At 69.2% G+C, this 15905-nt stretch carries 16 protein-coding genes and 3 pseudogenes; 12 read left to right on the plus strand and 7 right to left on the minus strand.

The window, feature by feature from the left end; genetic code table 11:
* Positions 1 to 82: 82 nt before the first annotated feature.
* On the minus strand, positions 83 to 661 hold the full coding sequence (locus ACFY4A_RS34075; RefSeq protein WP_390833184.1) for an HD domain-containing protein: 579 nt from the start codon (positions 659 to 661) through the stop codon (positions 83 to 85).
* Between ACFY4A_RS34075 and ACFY4A_RS34080 the strand changes: the two genes are divergently transcribed.
* Both ACFY4A_RS34080 and ACFY4A_RS34085 read left to right on the plus strand, forming a co-directional pair.
* On the plus strand, positions 575 to 1138 hold the full coding sequence (locus tag ACFY4A_RS34080; protein ID WP_390833185.1) for an ATP-binding protein: 564 nt from the start codon (positions 575 to 577) through the stop codon (positions 1136 to 1138). The two genes, ACFY4A_RS34075 and ACFY4A_RS34080, sit on opposite strands and share 87 nt — an antisense overlap.
* A complete protein-coding gene (locus tag ACFY4A_RS34085; RefSeq protein ID WP_390833186.1) occupies positions 1107 to 1568 on the plus strand; it encodes an ATP-binding protein in 462 nt (153 codons plus the stop codon). Before ACFY4A_RS34080 ends, ACFY4A_RS34085 begins: the two co-directional genes overlap by 32 nt.
* Before the next feature lie 306 nt (positions 1569 to 1874).
* Here ACFY4A_RS34085 and ACFY4A_RS34090 read toward each other — a convergent pair whose 3' ends face one another.
* A complete protein-coding gene (locus tag ACFY4A_RS34090) occupies positions 1875 to 2366 on the minus strand; it encodes a hypothetical protein (protein WP_390833187.1) in 492 nt (163 codons plus the stop codon).
* Between the two features lie 778 nt (positions 2367 to 3144).
* On the opposite strand from ACFY4A_RS34090, the gene ACFY4A_RS34095 reads away from it, so the two are divergent.
* A complete protein-coding gene (locus ACFY4A_RS34095; RefSeq protein WP_390833188.1) occupies positions 3145 to 5007 on the plus strand; it encodes a hypothetical protein in 1863 nt (620 codons plus the stop codon).
* 7 nt (positions 5008 to 5014) lie between these two features.
* Here the strand turns inward: ACFY4A_RS34095 and ACFY4A_RS34100 are convergent, their stop codons facing one another.
* On the minus strand, positions 5015 to 5428 hold the full coding sequence (locus ACFY4A_RS34100; RefSeq protein ID WP_390833189.1) for a DUF6193 family natural product biosynthesis protein: 414 nt from the start codon (positions 5426 to 5428) through the stop codon (positions 5015 to 5017).
* A gap of 916 nt (positions 5429 to 6344) precedes the next feature.
* Between ACFY4A_RS34100 and ACFY4A_RS34105 the strand changes: the two are divergent.
* The 3 genes and pseudogenes from ACFY4A_RS34105 (at position 6345) to ACFY4A_RS34115 (ending at position 9448) form a co-directional block, all read left to right on the plus strand.
* Positions 6345 to 7245, plus strand: a pseudogene (locus tag ACFY4A_RS34105) (MBL fold metallo-hydrolase).
* Between the two features lie 139 nt (positions 7246 to 7384).
* The gene (locus ACFY4A_RS34110; RefSeq protein ID WP_390833191.1) at positions 7385 to 8080 is read left to right on the plus strand and encodes a DNA alkylation repair protein; all 696 of its coding nucleotides are present in this window, start codon (positions 7385 to 7387) and stop codon (positions 8078 to 8080) included.
* Positions 8081 to 8518: 438 nt separating this feature from the next.
* Positions 8519 to 9448, plus strand: coding sequence for an NAD(P)H-binding protein (locus tag ACFY4A_RS34115; protein ID WP_390833192.1), 930 nt, complete (start codon positions 8519 to 8521; stop codon positions 9446 to 9448).
* Between the two features lie 212 nt (positions 9449 to 9660).
* On the opposite strand, the gene ACFY4A_RS34120 is transcribed toward ACFY4A_RS34115, so the two are convergent.
* Positions 9661 to 9981, minus strand: a complete 321-nt coding sequence (locus tag ACFY4A_RS34120; protein ID WP_390833202.1) for an isochorismatase family protein — start codon at positions 9979 to 9981, stop codon at positions 9661 to 9663.
* A gap of 440 nt (positions 9982 to 10421) precedes the next feature.
* On the opposite strand from ACFY4A_RS34120, the gene ACFY4A_RS34125 reads away from it, so the two are divergent.
* On the plus strand, positions 10422 to 10694 hold the full coding sequence (locus tag ACFY4A_RS34125; protein ID WP_390833193.1) for a hypothetical protein: 273 nt from the start codon (positions 10422 to 10424) through the stop codon (positions 10692 to 10694).
* 148 nt (positions 10695 to 10842) lie between these two features.
* Here the strand turns inward: ACFY4A_RS34125 and ACFY4A_RS34130 are convergent.
* Positions 10843 to 11277: pseudogene (locus ACFY4A_RS34130) on the minus strand (SDR family NAD(P)-dependent oxidoreductase); the annotation flags it as partial.
* Between the two features lie 107 nt (positions 11278 to 11384).
* On the opposite strand from ACFY4A_RS34130, the gene ACFY4A_RS34135 reads away from it, so the two are divergent.
* Together ACFY4A_RS34135 and ACFY4A_RS34140 are read left to right on the plus strand one after the other, a co-directional pair.
* Positions 11385 to 11522 (plus strand): hypothetical protein, encoded by a 138-nt coding sequence (locus ACFY4A_RS34135; protein ID WP_390833205.1) that lies wholly within the window; start codon positions 11385 to 11387, stop codon positions 11520 to 11522.
* Positions 11523 to 11690: 168 nt separating this feature from the next.
* The gene (locus ACFY4A_RS34140; protein WP_390833203.1) at positions 11691 to 12206 is read left to right on the plus strand and encodes a replication-relaxation family protein; all 516 of its coding nucleotides are present in this window, start codon (positions 11691 to 11693) and stop codon (positions 12204 to 12206) included.
* An 83-nt stretch (positions 12207 to 12289) separates the two neighbouring features.
* On the opposite strand, the gene ACFY4A_RS34145 is transcribed toward ACFY4A_RS34140, so the two are convergent.
* Both ACFY4A_RS34145 and ACFY4A_RS34150 read right to left on the minus strand, forming a co-directional pair.
* Positions 12290 to 12571: an STAS domain-containing protein gene (locus ACFY4A_RS34145; protein WP_390833194.1), complete on the minus strand. Its 282-nt coding sequence runs from the start codon at positions 12569 to 12571 to the stop codon at positions 12290 to 12292.
* 614 nt (positions 12572 to 13185) lie between these two features.
* The gene (locus tag ACFY4A_RS34150; protein ID WP_390833195.1) at positions 13186 to 13977 is read right to left on the minus strand and encodes a hypothetical protein; all 792 of its coding nucleotides are present in this window, start codon (positions 13975 to 13977) and stop codon (positions 13186 to 13188) included.
* A gap of 15 nt (positions 13978 to 13992) precedes the next feature.
* On the opposite strand from ACFY4A_RS34150, the gene ACFY4A_RS34155 reads away from it, so the two are divergent.
* From ACFY4A_RS34155 to ACFY4A_RS34165, 3 genes and pseudogenes are all read left to right on the plus strand, one after another.
* The gene (locus ACFY4A_RS34155; RefSeq protein ID WP_390833196.1) at positions 13993 to 14169 is read left to right on the plus strand and encodes a hypothetical protein; all 177 of its coding nucleotides are present in this window, start codon (positions 13993 to 13995) and stop codon (positions 14167 to 14169) included.
* 273 nt (positions 14170 to 14442) lie between these two features.
* Positions 14443 to 15081, plus strand: a complete 639-nt coding sequence (locus ACFY4A_RS34160; protein WP_390833197.1) for a hypothetical protein — start codon at positions 14443 to 14445, stop codon at positions 15079 to 15081.
* A 109-nt stretch (positions 15082 to 15190) separates the two neighbouring features.
* Positions 15191 to 15811 (plus strand): annotated as a pseudogene (locus ACFY4A_RS34165) (PIG-L deacetylase family protein); the annotation flags it as partial.
* Positions 15812 to 15905 lie beyond the last annotated feature (94 nt).

Below are 15905 nucleotides of genomic sequence, written 5' to 3' on the forward strand. Positions count from 1 at the left end.
GCTGAGCGCGAAGGAGCGGGTATGCCAGGGGCCGCCAGGACGCACCGTCAATCCGACCCGTCGGCCGGCTCGGTCGTGGCCTTCATCCCGACGCCCAGTGAGTAGCGGGAGGGCCGCTTCGGGGGCAGTCCTCCCTCACATCTGTGCATACGAGGGGTGTCTCCGAGGTGAGCCCGGCCGAGATCGTCTGTCCGAGGGACCATCCCCGCGGGCGCGGGGAGCACCGCGAGTCTGTGGCCGACGTGGGGAACGTGCAGGGACCATCCCCGCGGGCGCGGGGAGCACGTGCGGTACCAGGGCGAGGCCTGCCACGGTTCCTCGCGCAGCGCGTCCTGCAGACAGGCGTGGTCGTGGAGGCACTGGTGCGGGGTACGTCCTCGGGAAAGTAGGGAAAGAGGTCGGGATTGCTGGCGATCCAGTCGGAGACGATGACCAGCGCGGACAGCAGCACCTGCACCGGCTGCGGCAGTTTCACCGCCCGCCAGGCCGCCAGGTGCTCCCGTACGCCGAACTCGTTGGCGCAGGCGTCGAGCAGTTCCTCCTGCGCCCGCTTCCACAGCGTCCGGCTCGGGCCGTGCGTGCGCAGCAGATGGGGGTGGCGGTCGAGTGCCTGGATCTGGCCGTGCTCAGGCGGCACCCCGTGATGGCCGCCCACCGCCACCGTGAACTGCCCGGTCTGCTTGACCGTCCAGCCGTGCCGCTCCTCCAGCCACTCCCCCAGCTGGAGCTCGATGGGGAGGGAGGGCGGGCAGGAGCGGCGGCCGAGGAACGGCGCGACGGGCAGGTCCCGCCGCCCCGGGTGCCGTTGCCCGGCGACCCGGAGGACGCCGCGATCGACGAAGCCTGCCGGGATCTGCGGCTGCCCGCTTTCCGTGAGCGGTTCGTGGAGCTGGCCGCGACCGCCCGGCGTGAGCAGCTGACCTACAAGCAATTCCTGCTGGACCTTCTGCAGAAGGAACGCGCCGACCGTGACGTCCGCCGCCAGCAGCGGCTGATCCGCTCGGCGAAGTTCCCCCGTCCCAAGCGGATCGAGGATTTCCGGTTCGACAAGAACCCCAACGTTCCCGTCGAGGTCGTCGCCGATCTGAAGGCGACGGGCTGGGTCCGTGAGGGCCCGCCCGCTGGTGATGATCGGTGACTCCGGCACCGGCAAGTCGCATCTGCTCATCGGGATCGGCACCGCGATCGCCGAAGCCGGGCTGGCGGTCCGCTACACCACTACGCAGGCCCTGGTGAACGAGCTCGCCGAGGCGAAAGCGGCCAAGCGCCTGTCCTCCGTGATCGCCCGCTACAGCAAGGTCGACCTGCTGTGTCTGGACGAATTCGGCTACGCGAACCTGGACAAGAAGGGCTCCAAACTGCTGTTCCAGATCTTCACCGAGAGGGAAGAACGCAAGGCCATCGCGGTCGCGACGAACTCCCCGTTCGCCGAATGGGAGAAGACCTTCGGCGACCGCCGGCTCTGCGCGGCCATCGCCGACCGTCTCACCTTCCGCTGCACCCTGATCCAGACCGGCACCGAGTCCTATCGCCTCCAGGCCACCCGCGACGAACGCGAGATGCGCTGATGCAGGCCCCTTCACCATCGGCCTGACCACCTGCCACCACCTGGACGACCTGGCGATCCGCACCCACAACGGAGGGCATTAGCCACCTCGCTGCGGCAGCCCTGACCGAACACATCAAGGGCCTGCAGGGCAAGACAGATGCGCCTTCGCGCCCCATCTGGGTTGGCCCTAACGTTGGTTCAGCGGCTCCGGTATGTTGGCTTCCAGCGGCCCAGCGGTGAAGATTCTGGGGCCCTTGGACGTCTTCAAGTTGGCCCCGGGGATTGGCTTGCGCTGGGACCACTTGAGGCAATGTGCCTTGATCAACTACTTCGTTTCGTCGGTCATCGGCGTCGTGGGATCTTCCTCGGTGAGCTGGCTGGCGAGCCGCTGTATTGCCGATCGGGTGCCCTGGCCGTAGGCGTCATCGTTGAGCGCATCGAGGTACTCCTGGGCCTGGGCGAGGTGCGTGCGTGCCCGTGTGGTGTCTCCGAGTTTGTGGAAGTCCGCGGCGAGGTTGAGGTGCAGGGACGGGTAGAACCCGCGGATGGCCAAGGACGAGTCGTGCTGCTTGGCCCGGTCGTCGGTGACCGACGCGGCGGCGTCCAGGGCGCGCAGATCCCAGGCCAGTTCGTCGTGCGGGTCCTGCTGGAGATCGGCCATGTAGTGGGCGAGGACGCAGCGGTGGAACGGGTCGCCGTCCGAGGCGATCTCCTCCCAGATCTCAGTGAACCGCTGCCGAGCACCGTCGAGGTCGCCTGCGTGCTGCAGCGCCATGGCTTCCTCAATGTGCTTCATGGTCTTGTCCTCGGTGGTCACGGCAGCCTCACAGTCGCTCGTCGGTGATCGCGAGGAAGCGTAAGGGCAGCCACTGACAATGGACCGGGACCAGCGTCCTTATCCGTCCGCCGCGGATCCTTCGAGCCTGTGGGTAAGCGGCTCAGCCGGCGGTGTCCCGCGTGGCGGCCCAGGCGGGGGTCCAAGATCCATTCCGATGCTGCCGACAACGGAAACGGGCCCTGCCGGCCCGCGCCTGTCAGGGGCGCGGACCGGCAGGGCCCGGTGACAAGCACGCTATCGCCGCCTGGCTCTACCTTCCACGCGGACACTCAACCGGCATAGACCCGATCAAGAAGTCACCCGATAGAGGTGGCTCCCATTCACTTTGACGATCACGGACCTGTGCCACGTCCATCTGCTTCACGGACGGAGCAGCCTGGCTCTCAAAATCGCCGAGACAGTGGCTCTGGTTCACCCCGATAAAAACAGTCCCCTCGGCGCCGGGCCGCCCCGGGCACGAGCGAGCTGCTCCCCGCACCCGCGGCGATGGTCCCGTCCTTGCGGCCAGCTTGCGGCACACGGATGCCTGCTCCCCGCACCCGCGGGGATGGTCCCCGATCGTTGGCCCACCCGGAGGTTTCAACCCCGACGCCTGGCCCGCGAGCACGGCGGTGTCCCCCGCAGCTGGCAGCGCGCCGTGAACGAAGCCCGCCAGCGATAACGAAGCCGAGCAGGGTCAGGGAACCTCGAGCACGGGCAGCATTGTCAGCGGTGATCGATATGGTCGGCGCACCTGATCGGATGAGGAGCGCAGACCATGAAATCTCCGGACGAACTGGATAACGTCCAGTGGCACGTCCTGACCCACGCCTATGGCTCTGCGGAGGACGTGCCCGAGCTGATCAGGGCGCTCTACCGGGGCGACGAGGAGACGGCCGGCGAGGCGATCTACGAGCTCTACGGCAACATCTACCACCAGGGCACGGTCTACCCGGCTTCGGCACCCGCCGTTCCCTTCCTCGCCCACGCCGTCCGGCACGCCCCGGGCAAGCGCGACGAGTTGCTGATGCTGCTCGCCGTCCTCGCCGACCACGACCCGGCGGACATCGAATCACCGCACTGGCCCGGCAGTTCGGTCGCCGCGATCTGCGCCGAGCTCTGCCGGGTGCTCCCGGACCTGCTGCCCTGCCTGAAGGATGCTGAACGGGGGGTGCGCCGGGCAGCGCTCCGGGTGGTCGCAGCCGTGGCCGAGCTGCTCCCGGCTGAGCTGCGGGCCTTTGTCGTGGCGCAGCTCGAAAGGCTGTACGCCACCGATCCCGTCCCGGTGGTGCGGGCGGACGCGGTGGTCGTCCTGGCGCGGTTCGGCCGGGAGTTGCCGGCACTCGACAGCCCACTGCCCGAGGTCAGGCTGGCCGCGGCCCTGCTCGCCGCCGAGCGGTCCGGGCCGCCGTACCCGGCCGAGCTGGTGGAGGTCATCGCCGAGGACGGTGCCGAACCCGATCCGGGGGACGACGGCTTCCCCTGGTCGGACACCACCACCCAGGAGGAGCAGCTCACCCGCCTGCTCACCCAGGATCCGGACGCCGGCCTCGCCGTGGCCGCCCGCTGGATCGCCACCGGAGACATCGGCTCGCGCGGCTCCTGGCTGGCCCAGGAGATCGCCGAGACCTGGCGTGGCCGGGAGCCCGAGGTCCTGGACCTGCTGCTGGCCGCCCTGCCCCACCAGAAGGACGCCCGCGCCCTCGCCGGCCGCCTGCGCACCATCGGCCACTGGGTCGAGCACCTGCCCGAGCCGGGCGCCGATCTCCGGGACGCGCTGCACCGGTACGCGGGTGCCGACGACGAGACCGCCGAGCCGGCGCTCCTCGCCCTGGTGCGCTCCCGCGACCCCCGCGCCCCGGAACTGGTGCTGCGCCGCCCCAGTGCCCAGCTGCTCAAAGCGGCGGCGCAGCACTTCCCCGATGCGGCCGACCAGCTGATACCCGTGATCCGCCGCGAACTGGCAGCGGACGCCACCGGCAACACAGGCATCGCCCTTGTCGGGGCCCTGGAGCCGTTCGGTACCGCCGCCCGCCACGCCCAGCCCGAACTGGTCGACTGCCTCAAGACCGGCCGCGCGGCCATCGTTGCCGCCCGCCAAATCGGGCTCAACGGCATACAGACACAGGAGATCACCGACCTGCTGCGCAACGCCGCCCAGAGCTCCGACCCCTCGCTCAGTGCCGCGGCAGCCGTGGCCCACTACCAGGTGACCGGTGACGCCGGTGTGGCGCTTCGCGTCTACGAGGGGCTGCTCTCGGGCCGGGGCCAGACCCACTGGTGCTTGAGCAGCCTGCAGCCGCTGGGCAGCGCCGCCGCTCCGCTGCTGCCGTTCATCGAGCCTCTGCTGGGGGCGGGCGAGTGGACTCGGATGGCGGCCGCCGAGGCCCACCACTGGATCACCGGATCCCCGGACCGCGCCGTCCCCGTCCTTGTCGAGCTGGTCGGCCCCACCCCGGTCGGCCTCCGCGCCCTCAAGGCTCTCGCCGCCACCGGCCAGGTCCCAGAGGAGCTCCGCCCCACCCTCCGTGCCTTCTTCTTCTCCCCGCTCCGCCTGCTCAATGACTCGCCCCTCTCCGGACAAGGCCATCCGGACGAAGAACTCCGCACCCTGGCCCGAACGTTGCTCGCTGTCGGCTAGCCGGCTGTCACTTCGACGGCTGGCGATCTGCCGCTGTCTGTGCACGCATAGCCGCCTGGTGAGCAGGCAGTTCCTTCGGATTGCCCACGAAGGCAGGACCGCAGCCGGATGGGAGGCGCTCCACCACCATGGCGACGGCGTGTGCCGCCGTTGCCGCTGGGCCCACCGTCTCGTCCCGAAGCGGACCGGAGACCTGGTAGCCGCCTCCCAAGGCGGGCTGGATGTAGGGGATGTCGCACGTCCACGGGTGGCCGGTACAGCGGCTGACGTGCAGCTCCGCCGTGCCCGTCCAGGGGAACAGCTGTCGTAGGCGCGGCTTAGCGTACGCCGCATCGATCAGCTCCACATCCACGCGGCCGTCGACGCGAACCGCTCGCCAGCCTGCTTCGACGGTGGCCTCGCCCTGTCCACTCGCGTCCATGGCGGCATCATGCACACCGGCGTTCACGCAAGCGAGGTCTCGGCGGGGACATGGTGGATGCCAGGCGACCGGCTTGGTGAACCCTGGGGTTGGGGCCGATGCTGCTGTAACCCGTGAACACCACCAATCCCGGCCGGCCGACAACTTCCGCCGGAACTGCCGGACATCCGCTGTCGCTGCGCCCTTGCCCCGCTTCTTGCCGTGTCTGCCGGTGTGCCGAGCTCGCCCGGCACGGAGCGCGGCTGCCCCGCCGACGCGCAACGACACACCGAGGCGCCCGATCCCCCGCCGCGCCGACCGCCAGCCGCAGCCCGCCCCACCTCTTCTCTTTTTCTGTTCCGGGGGTCGGCTGCGAGAGGCGCATAGGGGGATGTCGGGCTCCCGACCACGACCGTGCAGGCGTGGTGACCTGCGGTGCTGCGCGGTCGGCGGGAAGGTTCGTGCAAGAGATGGCGCAAGAGATCTGCAGGAGATGCCGCAGGGAATGGTGCAAGAGATGTTGCCGATGATCTTCGTCGGCCCTCCAATCAGCGGAAGTGGTCTGACCTGCGTGGATGGTTGATTTTCAAATCAGATTCCAGGTGCACGCGGGATCCGACGTGGTGCTGACCCACTCCGCCCTGACCCACTCGGGGAGCAGGGCGCCTCGCTACTGATGCTCATGGCCAACTCCCGGCGCAAAAAGCCGGAGGACGTTCGCCGCTACTTCAAGCCGTCGCGGAGGCGGTCGCCGAGGTCACCAGCCTGCTCGCACCAGGCGACGCCCGGCGCTGACCGCTCTCCCGCCCCGCCATGGTCACCGTCCGACTCTCAGTGTCGCGCGTTGCCGACCGGCCGTATCGCGCCGCACCCGCTCCTCCGAGGTGCGGTCATGTGACCTATAGCGCCTGCAGCATCCGGCGCGCAGGCTGGGGGTATGGACACCATCGCGCTTGGAAACGTGGAGATCACCCGCGTGGTCGAGCTGCCCGCCAGAGGCAGCGCTCGCGACTACATCTTCCCCGATGTGCCCGTGGAGCACTGGCGGGCGCACGAGAACTGGCTCGCCCCCACCTTCCTGGACCCGGTCGCCGACGAGATCCGCACCATGATGCAGACCTGGCTGATCCGCAGCGAGGGCCGGACGATCCTGATCGACACCGGCATCGGCAACGACCGGGAGCGCCCGGCCATGCCGTCCTTCCACCACCTGAACACCAACTACCTCGGAGAGCTGGCCGCAGCAGGCGTCCGCCCGCAGGACGTGGACACGGTGATCTGCACCCATGTCCACGGCGACCACGTCGGCTGGAACACCCACTTGACGGACGACGGACAGTGGCGACCGACCTTCCCCAACGCCCAATACATCATCTCGCGCGCCGACTTCGACTACTGGAACCCCGCCAACGGACACCAGACCCGCTCCGGCGCCCAGATGGCCAACGTCTTCGAGGACAGCGTCGCCCCTGTGCATCAGGCCGGACAGACCGTGCTGTGGGAGGGCGACCACTACGACATCGACGCCCAGCTCCGTATCGAGCCCGCCCCAGGCCATACGCCCGGCTCCGCCGTCGTATGGCTGCGGTCGGGCACGGACCGGGCGGTGTTCGCCGGAGATCTGCTCCACAGCCCACTGCAGATCGTCGAGCCGGACGACTGCCCCAGCTTTCGACGAGGACGAGCCCCGCGCACGGGACAGCCGGCGCCGGGTGCTGAGGGAGGCCGCGGACCGGGGCGCCCTGCTGTTCCCCGCGCACTTCCCCGGGCCGGGCGCAGCCGAAGTGCGGCGCGTAAGCGACCGGTTCGCGGTGAAGGAGTGGGCGGCATGGCAATGAGGGTGTTCCGTTGTAGGCGGCAATCGACGCGTTCGCGCTGCCGATCTCCCCGCCGACGCAGGGGTGTTCCGTTGACCAGCCGCTCCTCCGGCGGGGTCTCGTCAGCGGATGGCGGCGTCCTGCACTAGCGTCCGCGGTCATGACGATCGTTTCGCTCGAGGAATTACGAGCCGAGTTGCGGGACCTGGCGGAACCGGCGGTGCGGGCCCAGCAGGAACGGGTGCTCAGCCGTACGGGGGACGATGAACTGCTCGGCGTACGCGTGCCGGTGCTGCGCAAACTGGCGCGTTACTACCGTGGCCTGTCGCTCGACGATGTGGACATGCTGCTGCACAGCCGTGTCCACGAGGAGAGGTTCGCCGGGCTGCTCATCCTGGTCGAGCAGGTGCGCACGGCGCGCGGCGGGGACCGCAAGGCGCTAGTCGACTTCTATCTGGCGCGTACCGAGTGTGTGGACAACTGGGACCTGGTGGACGGTTCCGCGCACCTCGTGCTCGGGCCGTGGCTGCTGGACGGGGATGTCCGTGTACTGGACGAACTGGCCGCGTCATCGTGGCTGTGGGACCGCAGGATCGCGGTGCTCGCCACGCTGGCACTGATCCGCCAGGGTCGCTTCGAGCCGACGTTCCGCCTCGTGCTGACCTTGCATCAGGACCCCGAGCCGTTGATAAACAAGGCGCTCGGCTGGATGCTGCGGGAGATCGGCCGCCGGGACGAGCCGCTGATGGTGGCCTTCCTCGACCGGCATCTCGACGAGTTGCCACGCATCACCGTGCGCTATGCGACGCAGCGACTGGCGCCCGAAAAGCGGGCGCGGTTCGTGAAGGGACGGTGATGCCGGGAGCGCACCAGGGAACAGGGCCAGGTATTGGCCCACCTGCCCGTGTGAAGCCGATCGCCATGCCCTCTAGGGCAGGCTGACGCTGACCGGGCCGGGCGGTGGCGGGTGGATTGCTCGATCCTGGGCAGGGGCGGATCACCGTGACGCCGACGACCGGCGGCTCCCGGCCAGCTGCCACCGTGGAGTCGACAGCGCACGACCTCACGGCCTGGGCCACGACCCGAGTGCCTTCGTGACTGTGTGACCGTGACCGGCGACCGCGAGGTGGCGGGCCGTTTCCCGGATGCGCTGAACCTTGTCTGAGAGGGGGCCCTACGCGCTGTGCCGTGCTGGCTGGCCGATGACCATGTGCCCCGCATTCCGCTGTCGCCCAGGGGCGCCAGGCGTGTGGCTCCGGATGCGCCATGGCCGTGGGCGCGGCACGCTGCCCCTATGGATCGCACCCCGGAAGCCAGCGTGCTGCCCACTTTGGTGACCGGCGCTGCGGGCAGCGTCGGCGCCGTCGGACGATCCGTGGCCGAAGGCCTTCGGCGACGGTGTCTGCCCGTCCGGGCCATGGTGCATCGCGATGACGAACGGGCGCAGGCGCTGCGCGCGAGCGGCGCCGAGGTCGTCGTCGGAGACCTGACGCATGCGGGCGACGTCGCCGACGCGCTGGCCGGATGCGGACGCATGTACTTCGGCATGGGCGTGTCGGCGCAGTATCTGGAGGCTGCCGTGACGACAGCGGCCGTCGCGCGCGCGTACGGGCACCTGGACGTGTTCGTCAACATGTCGCAGTTGACCGTCTCCGAGATGGACCTCACCAGCGCCTCCGAGTCGAAGCAGCAGCGACAGCAGTGGCTGGTCGAGCAGGTTCTCGACTGGTCAGGCCTGCCCGTCGTCCAGATCAGGCCCACGGTGTTCATGGAGAACCCGCTCTTCCGCGTCGGCTTCTCCTCGATCGCAAAGGACGGCACCATCAGACTGCCCTTCGGCCAGGCGAAGACCTCCCCCGTGGCGGCCGGCGACGTCGCCGCGGTCGTGGAGGAGATCCTGACCGACCCGGCCCCGCACATCGGCCGGACCTACGAACTGACCGGCCCCCGCTCGGAGGACATCACCGCCATGGCCGCGGAGGTGTCCTCAGCCCTGGGCCGACCGGTCAGCTACGCCGACGTCCCGCTGCAGGAATGGATCGACAACGACCTCAGGCCGACGGGGCTGCCGGACCACGTCTTCCAGCACATCTCCACCATGGCCCGCCTTCATGCGGAGAATCGGTACGACCGCAAGGCGGACGGTGTGGAGCAGGTCACCGGGCGGCCCCCGTCAGGGGTAGCCGATTTCGTCCGTAAGAACGACGACCTGTTCACCCGCTGAAGCCATCTCTTTCGAAGCGTTGTCCAGCGTCCTATACGTTGTGGGTTGGTCGCCGGAGGCACTGGCCAATTTGCCAGAGACACACGCATCGATAGCAGGGGCTGGTGATTGTCGGCGCCGAGACACGGCTTCGTCTCCAGGCGAAGGCAGTTGCAGCCGCCGTGCCCCCGACGCGGGAGGGCGCCGGGGCGCGGTGGTCGGCCGACGGGCCTCTATGCCTGGTAGGCGGCGGAGATCTGGCCGACCAGGACGGCGAACGGCATGTCGAGGGCGGCGTAGACGGCGCCGGACTCGGGGGAGGCGTTGTCGGCCAGGGCCTCGACCATGAGGGTGGCGTAGTCGCTAACGATGACGCCTGCCTGCTGCATGCGCAGCAGTCCGGCCTGCCGCTTGGTCTGGCTGAAGGTGCCGGAGGCGTCCACGGCGACGTACGCGTCGAACCCGGCGGCCGTTGCGGAGATCGCGGGCAGTGCCGCGCACACCTCGAGTGACACCCCAGCGAAGATCAGCTTCTGCCGCCCGGTGGCCTCGATGGCTTCGCGGACCCGGTCCTCGTGCCAGGCGTTGACCTGCTGCGGTCGATGATCTTCTGCCCGACTGGGAGTGCCTGGACCAGCTCAGGGGTGGTCGGCCCCCACATGCTGTCGGCCGCAGTGGTGGTGACGACCAGCGGGATGTCCAGCACGGTCGCCGCCCGTGCCAGCGCCACCGTGTTGTGCTTCAGCTCGCCGACCGGGATGTCGCGGACGCCGGATGGCCAAGATCAGCCCGAGCGGCACCGCCAGCAGAGCATCGGACGCTTGCAGAGAGCGCTGCCGGTACGGAACCCACGACCGCAGGCCCATGTCCCCCGGTCTACACCCCGCAGCGCCAGCCCCGCAGGTCCGGAGCAGCGGAGCATACGGCGACCTCGAACTCAGCGTCTCCCCGCTGCCGCAAGATCGTTCTCATCTGCATCCGGACCTGACGCGACGTGATCGAGCTGCCGTCCTCCGTCCCTGGAGAGACCCAGTTCTTCCCCACCGCCATCACCTACCGGGACATCACGCAAGCTCTCGACCAGGCCGGCCGCCCCTGGCAGCCCTATGCGGCCCTCACCTTCGGCGACCAGTGCGCGCTCACGGCCCTACCCAGCGGAGCAACCTTCGCCTTCAAGATCGACCAAGACACAGAACCGGTCCTGAACGTCGTGGGGCTACCGAGCGCCATCCACGACTGCCCGACCCCGACGTGGACGACACCCTGACGAGCGCCGTCAAAGCTTTTGATGTCGCTCGCGTGCTGCTGGACCTCCCCATGATGAGAGCCGAAGCGTCCCATCAAGCGCGCCCCGTGCCCGTCGACGGCTCTCACTCCGCCGAAGGCGACACAGCCGTTGTTGACCTCTCGATTCTCTAGCTCGGGAACAGGCGCCCACCGGCCATCAGGCCACCGTCGACAAGGAGGACGTGCCCGGTGACGTAGCTCGCCTTGTCGGAACCCAGGTACTGGACGGCCTCGGCGATCTCCTCCGGAGTGCCCGCACGGTGCATGGGCAGTACGGAATCGACCGCATCACGTGCCGTGTCGTCGCCGGTGAACCGCTCGTACATAGCGCCCCGGGTGTAGCCCGACGCGACCGCGTTGACCCGGATACCGTGAGCAGCGCCCTCAAGCGCGGCCGCCTTGGTGATTCCGACGACGGCGTGCTTGCTCCCGACGTACAAGGTCGCCCCGGGGTAACCCATCAGGCCGTAGCCAGAGCTGGCGTTGACGATGCTGCCCCCGCCTTGTTCTCTCATGACCCTGAACTCCTGCTTCAGGCACAGCAGCGTTCCCTTGACGTTGGTATCGAAGGTGGTAACCGGCCGGTTGGGCGCCGCGGGTCGGGCCCGGCGAGGGGCAGGGGGCGAATCGGGGTGGTCCGAGCCGGGAGCAGCGGGAGCGGGCTGTTGCGGTGGCGCTGGAGGCGCTGAGGGCTGCTGGTGGTCACCGCCGTGGACTGGCCGCGCAACTGGCCCGTGAGCACGACGGTGTCCCCCGCAGCTGGCAGCGCGCCGTGAACGAGGCCCGCGAGCGGTACGAAGCCGAGTAGGGTGAGGGTTCTTCCAGCGCAGCATCGTGACAGGCCTGCAGCTGCCGCTGCTGCCTGTGGTGCCGCTGCGCCCTGCCCGCCGGTTGCTCTGTCTGCTGGCGTGCCGGGCCTCGCCCGGCACGGAGCGCGGAGGCCCCGCCGACGCGCAACGAGACACCGAGGCGCCCGATCCCCCGCCGCGCCGACCGCTACCACCCCATCGGGGGCGGTGAGGCCGTCATCCTCGACGCCCTCATGTTTTACCGGCGCGGCCGTGAGGGCGGCGAGGGGGCGATGCTGCGGGCGTTCGTCGAGGTCGACCGGGCCACCATGGGCCCCGAACGCCTGGCCGCGAAGCTCAACTCTTATGCCCGCCTTTACCACTACGTGCCCGCACCCGCGCCCGGCAGACGGCACCGGCTGGCCTTCCAGGAACCCCTGCAGGAGGAGTGGAGGCGGCATTACCCGCTCTTCCCGCGGCTGCTGTTCGTCCTGGTCGGCACTGGCCCCGCCGGTATTGAGACCCGCCTCAAGGCCTTGCGCGCGGCCGCCACGGACCCGGCGCTGGCCGGCTTCCTGCGCGACGTCCCCGTCCTGGCAGCGCCGCTGGTCGACCTGTTGCAAGGCGGCCCTGCCGAGCCCGTGTGGCACCCCGTCCGGGGCCCCCGCAGCATCGTGAGCTGGAGCCACTCCCACAGCCCGTAAACGCGCCCCGCTCAGCCGCTGACCAGCACCGGAGACAAGGAGCCGCGATCCGCCGCGCCGCTGCTCTGGGCCCGCTGTTCTGCTCAGTCGTGGGGGCCGGGCCAGTGCGCCAGGCCGTCGCCCATCGGCGCCTGGCACGTCGCCTCTTGTGGCGAGTCGTAGAACTCGTAGGCGTCGCCCAGGCCGCCATACTGGAAGACCTTGAGCATCCGGGCAGAGGGGCACGTGATCCGCAACGATCCCTCGTGCTCCCGGATGAGCTTGGTGATCGCTACGACCGTGCCGAGCCCCATCGAGTCCAGGAACGGCACGAAGCACAGGTCCAGGACGAAGTGCCGGTGCCCCGCACCGAGCAGCGTGATCACTGCGCACCGGCGCGGGTGCGCCAGCGTATGCCGTCTATCAACTGCCGCTTGGTGTGCATCGGTGGCCCGTCCAGGCTTCTTGCCGACCGGAAGCAAGGGCTCCAGCTTCGCCCACTGTGCATTCGTCAGATCGTGCCGCCCCACGAAGTGGATCTTGGCGCATCAAGATCCACTTCTGAAACGCACCCTAGAGCCTGGCCGCCTGGTACGGGTGACTGCCTGGCACGTACGCAGACCGAACGGCGGCGCTCCTCGCGTACGGGTACGTCCTCGGCCGCGAGGGCGGTGGGATGCTGGAGGAACTGCGTGACCAGGTCAGCCGCGGCAAGGGCCGGCCCATCGACGCGGCCGACCTGATCGCCTTCGCCGAGCGCGGGGCGGCCCCGGCACCGGTCACCCACTGGCACGCCGCAACGGACGTACCGCCCGGCACGATCGTCCTGTGCTGCCACGACCAGGCGTCCGGCGGCCAAATGACGGTACGCACACTTGCCCGTCGACCGGGCGCTGTGGAATGGGGCGAGCGAGGCCGATCGGGACTACTTCCGCGACCAAGTGCGCCACGAGTCCGGTGACCCGGTCGCGATCGTCAACGTGGTCGAGGGGCCAGACTGTTAGGTCCAACTCGGCGACAGCCCGTGGGGCTCTCCGTACGGCACCGGCCGGCCGGTGAGGGCGTCTAGAAGAATGCGGTCACCGAGTGGCTTCCGCAGCTCCACCTTCACAGTCTGTTCGGTCATGTCGGTGGTGCAGGGGCCGCTCTGCGCCCCGGCTACGGAGGCGTACAGCACTACGCTCTCGCCCGTCTCCAGCACCTTGACGACGGGGCCGTCGTCGCAGGCTCCGTGTGTGGCCCTCACCGCGATGGACCGGCCGCCCATCGCCGTCCCGGCCAGCCCGGCGACACGCCTGAGACCGCCGGCAGACCCTTGCTGAGCTTGTCCGATCGGCGACTTGGGAAGCTTCGACGGGGTGACGGCGACACGCTTGAGCGGGGTGTCGTAGCCCTTGAGCGTGAACAGCCAAGCGGGCACGGTCGCCGTGCCTCGGCTCGTCACGATCGTCGTTTCGCCGAGCCTCGCCCCCGTCACGGTCAGCCGGGGTCCGTTACTGCGGTTGAGGGCGAACGCCTGGTATGCCTTCTTCGCCCCCCACAGTGGGCGGGTGAGAGTGTCCCCGCTTCCCCAGTCCACCGTCCCGTGCGCGGAGGCAGTGGTCGGCAGATTGCCGCGCAGCACGAAGTTCTTGGTCTCGTAGGCCTGCTCGTCCGCCTTGCTGTGCCAACCGGATTCCGGTATCTGCACCACGTCGGCCATCGGGTAGTAGCCCTCGCTCCAGGCAGCGGCGGACGCAGATCCCCGCCAGGCATCGGCCACTTGACGAGCGCGCTTCTCTTGCTCCCCCAACGACTGATTGTCCGCATGGCCATCGTCGGCGCGCAGACCGCGGCCGCAACCGGCGAGCAGGAAAACGCTCAGGAGGGGAGCGAGTATCAGGCTGACGAGGCGCTTCGCGTGCATGTACATGGAGTCCCCTTTGGCACGGTCGACGACGGATTCCCTACTGCAAGCATGGCGCAGGGACTCTTCAACCCCTAACGCCGGCCGCGGTCCACACCTTCCACACAGAGCGGCGGCAGCGGATGTGAGCGGCGAGGTCTTCCCGGCCCTGCTCGCCGCCAGCACCGAACCGTCTGGGCTCCGTCTCCTCTCCCCCGCCGCTTCGTCGACCATGCGCGATGACGAAGCCTTCCCGGGCACCGAAACAGCGGCGCCTTCGGCCCCGGCTTCCCCGGTCGCTGCGGACTCCAGCGAAGCAGTGGAGGCCCAGACTGTGAGGCCGACGACTCGGCCGCCGTCGAGGAGCCCACGGTGCCGAAGGCGGAAGAGTGCAAGGCGCCGGACCTGCACGCCCCGGAGATCAGGGTCCTGGGGCCGGTTGAGGTGACGGGCGTGGACAGCACCGGCCACGGCCCGAGGATGGCTCAGCTGGCCGCCTTGTTGTACTTCCGGCCCGGCCGGAGCGCGGGTGTCCTGTGTGCCGACATGGATCCCGTCAGCCCATGGTCGACGAGCACCCTCAACGCGCGGATGCAGGGCCTGCGCAGTTCCCTGGGCAGCGACTCGTCCGGCAACCTCTACGTGCCACGCCGCAAGGTAGGCGAGGACCCGTACCGGATCGCGCCCGGTATCCGCTGCGACTGGACCCGCTTCCTCCAACTCGTCGAACGCTCGCTGCCGCTGGGCCCCGCCGGCCTGAGCGACTTGGAGAAGGTCCTGACGCTGGTGCGGGGCAAGCCGTCCCGGACCGGCCCTCGGAGCCCCCTAGGCGAAGCCCAGGTCGAGCTTGCTGCCGTCGACGACGCACGGCAGTGCACGGGCGCCAGCGCCAAGGCGCAGGAGCGTTCGCGCGGCGGGAACAGCCGATCCGGCCAGCGCTGTTGCACCAGGGGGGCCGGTGCCGCGCGGGCTGGGGACAGAGAGGCCAAAAGATCGTCCGGCCCGACGTGATCCGGGGGCTCCCGGGTCCGCGGTACGCCCGGTCACCCGTATCGGGGCGGCCCCTTATACGCCTGCCGCAGACTCGGACCGCGGCCTTTTCACACAGGAGGACTGTTTCATGAATGACCGGCCCTTGACGCTCATGGCGGTGCATGCCCACCCCGACGATGAGGCCACTGGAACGGGAGGTGTCCTCGCACGGTACGCGGCGGAGGGCATCCGCACGGTCCTCGTGACGTGCACCGACGGCAGTTGCGGTGACGGACCCGGGGGTGTCAAGCCGGACGACCCCAGGCACGATCCGGCAGCCGTCGCCTTGATGCGGCGTCAAGAGCTTGAGGCGAGCTGCAACATCCTGAAGGTCAGTCATCTGGAGACGCTGGACTACGCCGACTCCGGGATGATGGGCTGGCCGACCAACGACGCCCCCGGATCCTTCTGGCAGACACCAGTGGAGGAGGGCGCTGCCCGACTCGCGGAACTCTTGCGCCGCCACCAACCCGATGTGGTCGTCACCTACGACGAGAACGGCTTCTACGGCCACCCCGACCACATCCAGGCAAACCGCATCACGATGACGGCACTGGCGATGACCGTGCCGACACCGAAGGTGTACTGGCCGACGGCGCCCCGCTCGATGATGCAGCGGTTCGGGGAGGCCATGCGCGAGTTCGGTGCGGACTGGCAGGAGCCGGATCGCGCCGAGGCCGCCGCGATGGCCGAGATCGGACTCCCCGACGGAACCTGTCAAAGCGATCAAGGCAGGTAGATCGTTCTAACGCTGTGCCGGGATCAGTGGGCCGTCTGGTGCCGGCTTGTTGATCCAGGCCGCT

The organism is Streptomyces sp. NPDC001292 (genome assembly GCF_042896465.1).
Classification (GTDB): domain Bacteria; phylum Actinomycetota; class Actinomycetes; order Streptomycetales; family Streptomycetaceae; genus Streptomyces.

What these genes read in the sequence shown, in the direction of transcription:
- ACFY4A_RS34095 (WP_390833188.1), top strand. Translation starts at nt 3,145, where the DNA reads ATGAAATCTCCGGACGAACTGGATAACGTCCAGTGGCACGTCCTGACC.
- ACFY4A_RS34100 (WP_390833189.1), bottom strand. Translation starts at nt 5,428, where the DNA reads ATGGACGCGAGTGGACAGGGCGAGGCCACCGTCGAAGCAGGCTGGCGA.
- ACFY4A_RS34110 (WP_390833191.1), top strand. Translation starts at nt 7,385, where the DNA reads ATGACGATCGTTTCGCTCGAGGAATTACGAGCCGAGTTGCGGGACCTG.
- ACFY4A_RS34115 (WP_390833192.1), top strand. Translation starts at nt 8,519, where the DNA reads ATGGATCGCACCCCGGAAGCCAGCGTGCTGCCCACTTTGGTGACCGGC.
- ACFY4A_RS34155 (WP_390833196.1), top strand. Translation starts at nt 13,993, where the DNA reads ATGGCCATCGTCGGCGCGCAGACCGCGGCCGCAACCGGCGAGCAGGAA.